We start from the raw sequence: 10149 nt of genomic DNA, 5'->3' as shown, positions 1-10149 counted from the left end.
CGCCCTACGGGTAATGGGGATGCTCGGGTAGGGCGAATAGCCGCTCGCGGCTATCCGCCGGGCGGGGTACCGGTGCGCTGGCGGATAGCGCCGGGGCGCTATTCGCCCTACGGGTCAATGGGGATGCTCGGGTAGGGCGAATAGCCGCTCGCGGCTATCCGCCGGGTGGGGTACCGGTGCGTTGGCGGATAGCGCTGGGGCGCTATTCGCCCTACGGGTAATGGGGATGCTCGGGTAGGGCGAATAGCCGCTCGCGGCTATCCGCCGGCCGGGGTTCCGGTGCGCTGGCGGATAGCGCCAGGGCGCTATCGCCCTACGGGATTCGGGGCTCGGGTGGGGCGGGCGAATGTGTTGATCCACCAACACTTGCCCAGCAGTTGCGCCCGCACAGCGACAGGGGGTTGCCACCCAGGCCTTGTCCGGCGCGGCCCCGCGGCCCGGCACGGGCTGTGCACGGGGTGCCGGATGCACAGGCAAGCCAAGGAGTCCCCATGCCGCGCGAAATCCGTCTCAACGCCTTCGAAATGAACTGTGTCGGCCACCAGTCGCCCGGCCTCTGGGCGCATCCGCGCGACCGCTCCTCGCAGTACAAGGACCTGGAGTACTGGACCGACCTGGCGCGGTTGCTCGAACGCGGCCGTTTCGACGGACTGTTCATCGCCGACGTGCTGGGCATCTACGATGTGCTCGACGGCAATGGCGACGCGGCGATCCGCCAGGCCGCCCAGGTACCGGTGAACGACCCGCTGGCGCTGATCACGCCGATGGCCGCGGTGACTCGCCACCTGGGCTTCGGCCTGACCGCCTCGCTGTCCTTCGAGCATCCCTATCCCTTCGCCCGCCGACTCTCGACCCTGGACCACCTGACCAAGGGCCGGATCGGCTGGAACGTAGTGACCTCCTACCTGGAAAGCGGCGCGCGCAACCTCGGTCAGCAGGCCCAGCTCGACCACGACCGCCGCTACGACTATGCCGACGAATACCTACAGGTGCTCTACAAGCTCTTCGAAGGCAGTTGGGAGGACGGCGCGGTGCTCCGCGACCGTCGCCGAAGGATCTTCAGCGACCCGGGCAAGATTCACGAGATCCGCCATGTCGGCGAGCACTTCCAGGTACCCGGCATCCATCTCTGCGAACCGTCGCCGCAGCGCACGCCGGTGCTCTACCAGGCCGGCGCGTCGAGTCGTGGCAAGCGCTTCGCCGCCGAACACGCCGAGTGCGTGTTCGTCGCCGCGCCATCGAAGACCGTGCTCAAGCAGGCGGTCGCCGACATCCGCCAGCGCGTCGCCGAGGCCGGCCGCGATCCGCGCAAGGTACTGGTGTTCAACCTGCAGACGGTGGTGCTGGGCGAAACCGACGCCAAGGCCAGGGCCAAGTTCGACGAATACCGCGCCTTCGTCAGCTACGAAGGGGCCCTGGCGCTGATCTCCGGCTGGACCGGGATCGACTTCGGCCAGTATCGGCCGGACCAGGTGCTGCGGCACATCCACACCAATGCGATCCAATCGGCGGTGGAAGCGTTTTCCAGCGCCGATCCGACTCGCACCTGGACGGTCCGCGAGCTGGCCGACTGGGTCGGTATCGGCGGCTTCGGCCCGCTGTTCGTCGGCAGCCCGGCGACCGTCGCCGACCTGTTGCAGGAGTGGGTGGAGGACACCGACGTGGATGGCTTCAACCTGGCCTATGCGCTGGCCCACGAAACCTTCAGCGACGTGGTCGAATTGCTGGTGCCGGAGTTGCAGAAGCGCGGGGTGTACAAGACCGAATATGCGCCGGGAACCCTGCGCGAGAAGTTGTTCGGCGACGGCCCGCGGCTGCCGGATTCCCATCCGGCGGCCGGCTATCGCGACCTGCGGGCGCTCTGGGAGAAGGAGGCCGGGCGCAACGCGCTGCCGGCCTGACCTGGGCGGACGGCGGATGACGCCAGTGGCGATATCCGCCCCAGGGCCCGGGACGGCTCCTAGAGCCAGGCGTGCCGCGGTGGCTTCACCCCATTCAACTGGTAGTTGCCGATGGCATGGTATTTCCAGCGCACCGGGTCATGCAGGGTGTGGGTGCGGGCGTTGCGCCAGTGGCGGTCGAGATTGAGTTCCTCCAGGGTCGAGCGCGTGCCGGCCAGTTCGAACAGCCGGTTGGCGGCGAGCAGGGCGGCTTCGGTGGTGAGCACCTTGGCCTCGGTCACGGCGATCGAGGCGGCGGCCACGCTCTCCTCGTCGGGGGCGGCGAGCGCCGCTTCGATGGCGTCGGCCGCCAGGTCGAGCACGGCTTCCGCGGCGCGCACGCGGATGCGCAGGTCGCCGACCTGCTGGATGGTGTAGGGGTCTTCCCAGGCATGCTGCTGGTTGGCGTCTATCCATGGCCGCGCGTGGCGGCGCACCTGCTGCACGGTCTCGGCGAGGATGCCACGGGAGATGCCGGCGTCGATGGCGGCCTGGATGAACTGCGATACGGCGCCGGCGGCGGTGGGGCGGTCGAAGGCGCGGTGCACCGGGATGACGTGCTCGGCCGGCACCCGCACGTTGTCCAGGATGACGGTGCCGCTGGCGGTGGTGCGCTGGCCGAAGCCGGACCAGTCGTCGATCACCGTCAGCCCCGGCGCGTCGCGCGGGATGAACGCCAGGTGCGCGCGCTGCTCGGCGTCGAGGCCGACGGCCGGTACCCAGTGGGCGAGCAGGGCGCCGCTCGAATAGAACTTGCGGCCGTCGATGCGGAACCCGTCGCCATCCGCCAGCACTCGTGTCTGGAATTCGGCGACGGTACGGCTGTGGCGTTCGGAGAAGGCGTTGCCGAAGCGCACGCCGTCTAGCACCAGGCCGTAGAAGAAGCGTTTCTGCTCCTCGCTGCCGTCCAGGCGCAAATGGTCGAGCACCGCCAGGTGGTTCTGCGGCAACTGCGCCAGGGACGGGTCTACCGCGGCGATGGTCTTCAGTACTTCGGCCAGGGTCCGGTAGCCGACCTCGGCGCCGCCGTAGGCGCGCGGTACGCTGATGCCCCATAGGCCGCTCTGCGAGAAGGCTTCCAGTTCGGCCACCGGCAGTCGGCGCTGGCGGTCGCGCAGCGAGGCTTCCTCGGCGAACAGCCCGGCCAGTTCGCGGGCGACGCGGATCGCCTCGGCGTCGTCGGCGATACGCCGGGCCGGGGTCCGTGGCAGCGGTTGCCGATAGGGATCGGCGGCGTTCTTTTCCAGTGCGCTCATGGCAACTCCTTGCGATGGGATGGGCGAGGTTCAGCGGGACGCCGTGGCCGGACCGCTGCCGATCTGCCAGACGTAGGGCGGCTCGCTGCCGTTGATCTCCCAGTCGCCGACGATCCGTTGCTTGTAGATCAGGGGATTGTGCGAGGCGGCGGTGCGCGCATTGCGCCAGTGGCGGTCGAGCTGCTTGCCGCGGCCGACGGCGGAAGCGCCGCTGGCGTCGAACAGCTCGCTGGTGGCCTGCAACACCAGTTCGGCGACGATCGCCTGGGCCTTGGCCGATTCGATCTCGGCGGCGACATTGGCCTCCTTCTCCGCCTGCGGGTCGCCTACGAATCGCGCCAGGTAGGCGCGCTGGGCCGCTTCGGCGGCGCGCAGGGTGGCCGCCTCGGCGGCGTAGACGCGCGCGGCGATGCGCCCGACCACCTGCTGCACCTGGGGATCCTGGCTGACTCGCAGGGCATTGCCGTGGCTGTAGATACGGGTCCGCCCGCGCACCTCGGCGGCGACGTCGCGCAAGGCGGCGCGGCCGGTGCCGGCCAGCACCGCGAGCAGGACCAACTGGTAGAACGCGGTCTGGTACTTGAAGCGGCTGGCGAAGTCGATGAGGTTCTCTTCCTCCACCTCGGCGTCCTCGAACAGCGACGTGCCGCTGCCGGTGGTGCGCTGGCCGAAGCCGTCCCAGTCGTCGCTCTGGCGCACGCCGGGCTGGTCGGTGCGGATCGCCGCGATCACGTCGGCGCCGGTGTCGTCGCGCTGGGCATACAGATCGATCCAGTCGGAGAAGAGGCTGCCGGTGCTGTAGTACTTACTGCCGTTCACCACCCAGCGACCGTCGTCCTTGCGCGAGACGCGGGTGAGCACTTCGCCCAGCCGTACCGAACCGACCTCGGTCCAGGCGCAGCCGACCAGGTCGCCCTCGACGAAGCGCCGCAGCCAACGGTCGCGGCCAGGGCCGGGCTCGGCATTGAGACGGTCCTCGACGAAGGCGAAGTGGCCGCGCAGGGCCTGGGTGATGTTGGAGTCGGCCTCGGCCAGTTCGATCAGCAACTGAACCAACTGCGGCAGCGAGGCGCCGGCGCCGCCGTGCTCGCGCGGCACGCGCACGGCGCCGAAGCCGGCCTGCTTGAGCCAGGCGATCGCCTCGTGGGGCAGTTCGCGTTGCCGTTCGCGCTCGACGGCGCCTTCGGCGATGCGCGCGAAGATCGGTCGGAAACGCTGGGCGAGCAGTTCGTAGTCGGCGCCTTCGGAGAGACTGGCGGCGGTGGCTTCGGGATGGACGCGGGCGTTCATGCGGACTCCTGGTAGGCAGCGGGGCCGTCCGGTCGACGGCTACCCTGGAGTCCGGGCCGTTGCACAGCCTGTGCCGACCCGCGCAGGCCACTGGTTGCGCGGGTTCGCGCGAGCAGGAGGTGTTGCCGGGGCGGCAGCCTGTTGCGCGGCTGCTGCCTGGCGGACAGTGGGTGAGGTGGCGGCAGGTCCCTCTCCCGGCGGGAGAGGGACAGGCGCTTCAGAAGATGTAGTCGGTGGTGAGGAAGTTCGACGCGCGGTTGCGGATGATCTCGCTGACCAGGGTCTTGTTCGCCTCGGTGTCGCGGGTCGCCACCAGGGTGCGGATGGAGAACACCCGCAGCGCGTCATGGACCGACAGGGTGCCTTCCGCCGAATTCTTCCGGCCGTTGAACGGGTAGCTGTCCGGGCCGCGCTGGCACTGGGCGTTGACGTTGATCCGGCCGACCTGGTTGGCGAAGGCGTCGACCAGCCGGCCGATCTGCGCCGGGTCGTTGCCGAACAGGCTCAACTGCTGGCCGTAGTCGGAGCGCAGGACGTAGTCGATCACCTCGTCCAGCTCGCGATAGGGCACCACCGGCACCAGCGGACCGAACTGCTCCTCGTGGTAGAGGCGCATGTCCGGGCTCACCGGACTCAGCAGAGCGGGGTAGAAGAAACTTTGCCGATGCTCGCCGCCGCCCGCATTGACCACTCGTGCGCCCTTGGCCAGGGCGTCGTTCAGCAGGCCTTCGAGGTAGTCGACCTTGCCCGGCTCCGGCAGCGGCGTCAGCGCCACTCCCGGTTCCCACGGCATGCCCGGCTTGAGGCTGGCCAGGCGCGCGCTGAACTTGTCGAGGAACGGTCGCAGCACGCTTTCGTGGACGAACAGGATCTTCAGCGCGGTGCAGCGCTGGCCGTTGAAGGACAGCGCGCCGGTGACCGCCTCGTTCACCGCGTTGTCCAGGTCGACCTGCGGCAGGACGATGCCCGGGTTCTTCGCGTCCAGGCCGAGGGCGGCGCGCAGGCGGTGCGGGCGGGGGTGCAGCTTCTTCAGGTCGCTGGCGCCAGAATGGGTGCCGATGAAGGCGAACACGTCGACCTTGCCGCTGGCCATCAGCGCCGACACGGTTTCCCGGCCGCGCCCGTAGATGACGTTGATCACTCCTGGCGGGAAGCTGTCGCGGAAGGCTTCCAGCAACGGGCGGATCAGCAGCACGCCGAACTTGGCCGGCTTGAACACCACCGTATTGCCCATGATCAGCGCCGGGATCAGGGTGGTGAAGGTTTCGTTCAGCGGGTAGTTGTACGGCCCCATGCACAGCGCCACGCCCAGCGGAACCCGGCGGATCTGGCCGAGGGTGCCCTGTTCCAGTTCGAAACGGCTGGAGCGGCGGTCGAGTTCCTTCAGCGCTTCGATGGTATCGACGATGTAGTCGCAGGTGCGGTCGAACTCTTTCTCGGAGTCCTTGAGGTTCTTGCCGATTTCCCACATCAGCAGCTTGACCACCGCCTCGCGTTGCTCGCGCATCCGCGCCAGGAAGCGTTCGACGTGCTGGATGCGCTCGGCCACCCGCAGGTTCGGCCACAGGCCCTGGCCGTGGTCGTAGGCCCGCACCGCGGCGTCGAGCGCGGCGAGCGCGGCGTCGACGTCGAGCAGCGGGGTGCTGCCGAGGATCACCTGGCGCTCGCCGTCGGCCTCGGCGAGGAATACCGGGCTGCGTACCGGCGCCAGCGGGCCGTCCCAATGTCGCAGTTGGCCGTCGACCAGGTAGTCGCGCTGCTCGATGGGGGCGTCGGGGCGGTACTGCTCGGGAATGGCGTCGAGGCTGGGAAACAGCGAATCGAGGTGGAGCGGGGCGGTCATGGCGGGTCCTCGAATGACGTGGATGAAAGGCGTGGGACTGTTGTAGCGCGGTCCGGATCGAAGGTAAATCGTTTCAGCAGGAAAACCGTCGCGCCCTTGCCGGAAATCAGCCTTTGCTCCCGCTTCGTGGGGGGCGGGAGCAAAGGCATGGCGCCGGCTGGCTTCAGGCGTCGGCGGTAGGCTCTTCGCGGGGCCGCGCCGGCGGTGGCTCAAGCAGTTCCTGCTGCTCGGCATAGCGCTGGCGGATATCGAAGTCGCGCGGCCAGCGCGAGGCTTCGTGGTCGGGGCGTTGCATTGGTTCGGTCATGGCTGAACTCCGGTCGGGCTGGTGCTCAGAGCACCAGCGACAGCAACAGGATGAAGGCCAGGCCGACCACGGAGAGGATGGTCTCCATCGCGGTCCAGGTCTTGAAGGTCTCGCTGACGCTCATGTTGAAGTACTGCTTGACCAGCCAGAACCCGGCGTCGTTGACATGGGAGAGGATCAGCGAGCCGGCGCCGGTGGCGAGCACCAGCAACTCGCGGTTGACGCCGGGAATCAGGTCGATCACCGGCACCACGATGCCGGCCCCGGTGATGGTGGCGACGGTGGCCGAGCCGGTGGCGATGCGGATCACCGCGGCCACCAGCCAGGCCAGCAGGATCGGCGAGATCTGCGCGTTCACCGCGAGATGGCCGATGACGTCGCCGACCCCGCTGGCCACCAGCATCTGCTTGAAGCCGCCGCCGGCGCCGATGATCATCACGATGGCGGCGGTCGGTGCCAGGCTCTGGTCGAGCAGCCTGAGGATCTTCTTCGAGTCGAAGCCACGGGCGTAGCCGAAGGTATAGAGCGCCACCAGCAGGGCCAGGAGCAGGGCGCTGATCGGATGGCCGATCATGTCCATCCAGGCGCGGAACGCGTGGCCATCGGGGAAGGCGACGTCGGCGAAGGTCTTCAGCAGCATCAGGAACACCGGCAGCAGCACGGTCGCCAGGGTCACGCCGAAGCTGGGCAGGTCCTGGGTCTCGGGCTCGTGGGCGATCTGCTCGACCAGTTCCGCCGATGGCGTGCCGGGTATGTAGCGCGAGACCAGCGCGCCGAACAGCGGGCCGGCGATGGCGGCGGTGGGCAGGGCGACGATCAGGCCGTAGAGGATGGTCTTGCCGATGTCGGCGCCGAACACGCCGATCGCCAGCAGCGGGCCGGGATGCGGCGGCACCAGACCGTGCACCGCGGAAAGGCCGGCGAGCAACGGGATGCCGATCTTGATCAGGGACACGCCGCTGCGCCGGGCGACGATGAACACCAGCGGGATCAGCAGGATGAAGCCGATCTCGAAGAACAGCGGGATGCCCACCAGGAACGCGGCGAGCATCATCGACCAGTGCACCCGCTCCTTGCCGAAGGCGCGGATCAGGGTGCGGGCGATCTGGTCGGCGCCGCCGGAATCGGCCATCAGCTTGCCGAGCATGGTGCCCAGGGCGAGGATCACGCCGACGAAGCCGAGCACGCCGCCGAAGCCGTCCTGGAAGGATTTGACGATCTTCTCCACCGGCATCCCCGAGGTCAGGCCGAGGAAGCCGGCGGCGATGATCAGGGCGATGAAGGGATGCACCTTGAAGCGGGTGATCAGCACGATCAGGCCGATGATGGTCACCAGGGCGTCGAGGAGCAGGTAGGCATCGTGTGACATGCCGAACATGGAGGGCTCTCCTTTTGTCGTTGTTCTACCGGAGTTGCTGTTTCATTGAAGCGCTTTTTCGGGGTAGCGCTATCTTTGTCGGACAAGCGAAAGACTTCAGGCGGCGGCGTGCTCCAGCCACCAGGCGTGGGCGGCCTGCGCCAGGCATTCCACCGGCAGGGTGGCGTCCAGGCGCAGGGTCAGGGGTTCGTCGAGCGGCGGCTCGAGGGCGGCGAACTGGCTGTCGATCAGGGTCGCCGGCATGAAGTGGCCGGGGCGCTGGGCGACGCGCTCGGCGGCGACCGCCGGGGTCAGTTCCAGGTAGACGATGCCGAGGCCGGGCACCGCGCGGCGCAACCGGTCGCGGTAGGCGCGCTTGAGGGCGGAACAGGTCAGTACCGGCAGCTTGCCGGCGGCCACCGCCTGGCGCAGCTGCTCGGCGAGGGTGTCCAGCCAGCCGGCGCGGTCGTCGTCGGTGAGGGGGATGCCGGCGCTCATCTTGCGGATGTTGGCGGCGGGATGGAAGCTGTCGCCTTCGATGCCGTGGGCGCCGCTGCGCTGGCAGAGGGCCTGGCTGACGCTGGACTTACCGCAACCGGCGACACCCATGATGACCAGGGCTTGGAGGGGTGGATGCATGGAACACCTCAAGCGTGAGACAGCGCTGTCTTTGCGACCTGGAAAAAATCGCGCGAGCCTGGCTCCGCCTTCTTGTCGTTGTGGTCTGTCGAATCCCGCGCGGGCAGTGGCGGACAGGCCGCCTCAGGCGATTGCCCAGATCGCGAGACAGCGCTACCTTAGTGCCTGGAATTTTGTTTGGCAAGCAGGCCACGATGAGCATCACCAAGAACGACAAGAACACGCGAACCACCGGACGTCCCACCCTCAACGAAGTCGCGCGCCGCGCCGGGGTCAGCCCGATCACCGCGTCGCGCGCGTTGCGCGGCGTCGCCAGCGTCGCCGAAGAACTGGCGCAGAAGGTCCGCGACGCCGCCCGCGAACTCGGCTACGTGGCCAACCCCGCGGCGCGCGCGCTGGCCTCGGCGCAAAGCCACAGCGTGGCGGTGCTGGTGCCGTCGCTGGCCAACCTGCTGTTCATCGAGACCCTCGAGGCGATCCACGCGGTACTGCGGCCGCAGGGCCTGGAAGTGCTGATCGGCAACTTCCACTACTCGCGCAACGAGGAAGAGGACCTGATCCGCAACTACCTGGCCTACCAGCCACGCGGCCTGCTGCTGACCGGCTTCGAGCGCACCGAGAGCGCCCGGCGGATGATCGAGGCCAGCGGCATTCCCTGCGTGTACATGATGGACCTGGACTCCGGCTCCGGGCTCAATTGCGTCGGCTTCTCCCAGTTGCGCGCCGGCGAGGCCGCCGCCGAGCACCTGCTGGCACGCGGCCGCAGGCGCCTGGCCTACATCGGCGCCCAGCTCGACCAGCGCACCCTGCTGCGCGGCGAGGGGTTCCGCCGCGCCTTGCAAAAGGCCGGCTGCTACGACCCGGGGCTGGAAATCCTTACGCCGCGGCCGTCCTCGGTGGCCCTCGGCGGCGAACTCTTCGTGCAGTTGCTGGCCAGCCAGCCGCAGGTCGACGGGGTGTTCTTCTGCAACGACGACCTGGCCCAGGGTGCGCTGCTGGAGGCCCTGCGCCGTGGGGTCAAGGTGCCGGAACAGATCGCCGTGCTCGGTTTCAACGACCTGCCGGGTTCGGACTGCACGGTCCCGCGCCTGAGCAGCATCCGCACCCCGCGCGAAGCCATCGGCCGGCGCGCGGCGGAGCAGTTGCTGGCGCTGATCGCTGGCAAGGAGGTGCGCGATAGCGCGCTGGACATGGGGTTCGAGCTGATGGCGCGGGAGAGCACCTGAACCCGCGGCCCGACGGTGCGGCCGTTCAGGGACATGTCGAGGGCTGGGCAGCGCCGCCGGGCGTAACGGCTTGCCGGGTAGGGCGAATAGCGCCGCAGGCGCTATCCGCCGTTACGCCGGGTTTCACGGCGGATAACCGCGAGCGGTTATTCGCCCTACGGGGGCGTGTCGAGGGCTGGGCAGCGCCGCCGGGCGTAACGGCTTGTCGGGTAGGGCGAATAGCGCCGCGGGCGCTATCCGCCGTTACGCCGGATTTCACGGCGGATAACCGCGAGCGGTTATTCGCCCTAC

General features: G+C 68.6%; 8 protein-coding genes. 2 read left to right on the top strand and 6 right to left on the bottom strand.

Going from position 1 to position 10149, the window contains the following annotated elements; translation table 11 throughout:
- Positions 1-491: 491 nt before the first annotated feature.
- Positions 492-1901: an LLM class flavin-dependent oxidoreductase gene (locus ACTJJX_RS19375; RefSeq protein WP_003107490.1), complete on the top strand. Its 1410-nt coding sequence runs from the start codon at positions 492-494 to the stop codon at positions 1899-1901.
- 59 nt (positions 1902-1960) lie between these two features.
- Here ACTJJX_RS19375 and ACTJJX_RS19370 read toward each other — a convergent pair whose 3' ends face one another.
- The 6 genes from ACTJJX_RS19370 to ACTJJX_RS19345 all read right to left on the bottom strand — a co-directional run bounded on the left by ACTJJX_RS19370 (position 1961) and on the right by ACTJJX_RS19345 (position 8632).
- Positions 1961-3196, bottom strand: a complete 1236-nt coding sequence (locus ACTJJX_RS19370; RefSeq protein WP_023082414.1) for an SfnB family sulfur acquisition oxidoreductase — start codon at positions 3194-3196, stop codon at positions 1961-1963.
- A gap of 30 nt (positions 3197-3226) precedes the next feature.
- Positions 3227-4486, bottom strand: a complete 1260-nt coding sequence (locus ACTJJX_RS19365; RefSeq protein ID WP_016852888.1) for an acyl-CoA dehydrogenase family protein — start codon at positions 4484-4486, stop codon at positions 3227-3229.
- A 217-nt stretch (positions 4487-4703) separates the two neighbouring features.
- Positions 4704-6329, bottom strand: coding sequence for an NADP-dependent glyceraldehyde-3-phosphate dehydrogenase (locus ACTJJX_RS19360; RefSeq protein WP_320535513.1), 1626 nt, complete (start codon positions 6327-6329; stop codon positions 4704-4706).
- 163 nt (positions 6330-6492) lie between these two features.
- Positions 6493-6636 (bottom strand): hypothetical protein, encoded by a 144-nt coding sequence (locus ACTJJX_RS19355; RefSeq protein WP_003089416.1) that lies wholly within the window; start codon positions 6634-6636, stop codon positions 6493-6495.
- Positions 6637-6661: 25 nt separating this feature from the next.
- Positions 6662-8014, bottom strand: coding sequence for a GntP family permease (locus ACTJJX_RS19350; RefSeq protein WP_016852889.1), 1353 nt, complete (start codon positions 8012-8014; stop codon positions 6662-6664).
- Positions 8015-8110: 96 nt separating this feature from the next.
- Complete coding sequence (locus ACTJJX_RS19345; protein WP_003107130.1) at positions 8111-8632, bottom strand: gluconokinase, GntK/IdnK-type; 522 nt, start codon at positions 8630-8632, stop codon at positions 8111-8113.
- A 194-nt stretch (positions 8633-8826) separates the two neighbouring features.
- Here ACTJJX_RS19345 and gntR point away from each other — a divergent pair, with 194 nt between their 5' ends.
- Positions 8827-9858 (top strand): LacI family DNA-binding transcriptional regulator GntR, encoded by a 1032-nt coding sequence (gene gntR / locus ACTJJX_RS19340; RefSeq protein WP_003107131.1) that lies wholly within the window; start codon positions 8827-8829, stop codon positions 9856-9858.
- The last annotated feature ends 291 nt before the right edge of the window (positions 9859-10149 follow it).

The organism is Pseudomonas sp. 22490, from assembly GCF_052044465.1.
In the GTDB taxonomy this organism is placed as follows: domain Bacteria; phylum Pseudomonadota; class Gammaproteobacteria; order Pseudomonadales; family Pseudomonadaceae; genus Pseudomonas; species Pseudomonas aeruginosa.
This window is presented reverse-complemented; position numbering and strand designations above follow the sequence as displayed.